Raw genomic sequence first — 1,081 nt, forward strand, 5'->3', positions numbered from 1 at the left:
TCCTAATATGGATGGATGTAACCGGATTTACGTTTAACATGATTAAGCAAAACTATTTAAGTATAAGTTCTTTCATTTCAATGCATTTTACTGTTACAACTTATCTAAGTATAATACTAATAAATGGTTCTTAAGAAATTAGGAGGAAATAGGATGAAAGCCAAAATTAGCGATGTGGCAAAAATAGCAGGTGTTTCGCCAACAACTGTTTCTCGCGTATTAAACAATCGCGGTTATATAAGTGATGAAACAAAGAAAAATGTCTACAAAGCAATGAAAGAGGTCAATTACTTTCCCAATGATATTGCTCGTTCTCTGTTCAATAAACGAACAAATCTGATAGGAGTCATCGTACCACAGACAAGTAATCCATTTTTTGGTGAGCTAGTTTTGCATATTGAAAGTATCTGTGCTTCGCTCAATTATAAGGTGTTGCTTTGTAACAGTTTAAATCGTATAGATAAAGAAGAGAAATATTGGGAAATGTTAATACGAAATCAGGTAGACGGTGTAATAGCTGTGACATATAACCGAGGTATACTAGATTATCACAACCAAACTCTCCCCATTGTAGCGATTGATCATTATTTATCGAAAAAGATACCTACAGTTTCTTCTGATAATTATTCTGGAGGAATCCAAGCAACAGAATTATTAATCTCTAAAGGTTGTAAGCATATTATCCATATTAACGGACCAATTAAACTAGAAACACCAGCAAATTTAAGAAGAAAAGCATATGAATATATCATGAATGAACAGGGGAAGACACCGATTACGTATGAAATTTCAAATACATTTGATCGTAAAATTCAGCAAGAGGTAATTTGTAAACTTTTCGATGAGCATCCAGAGGTAGATGGTATCTTTGCAAGTGATGACTTAATTGCTGCTTCTGTTATAGTTGAGGCACAAAAAAGGGGAAAAGAAATTCCGACCGAACTAAAAGTCATAGGATATGATGGAACAGAAACCAGTCAAGCTTTCCTACCTGGATTAACAACTATACGTCAACCAATTGAGTCAATTGCTAAAAAAGCCATTGAGATTTTAACAAAAGAAGTTGAAGGTGAATTTAACG

At 33.7% G+C, this 1,081-nt stretch carries 1 protein-coding gene; it reads left to right on the forward strand.

Translation table 11 applies throughout. The features are described from left to right. Positions 1-153: 153 nt before the first annotated feature. Positions 154-1,081: LacI family DNA-binding transcriptional regulator (locus AC1DRF_RS29220; protein WP_477742471.1), on the forward strand; the 928-nt coding region annotated here is incomplete at its 3' end.

The sequence above is a fragment of the Priestia sp. P5_B4 genome (assembly GCF_056400385.1).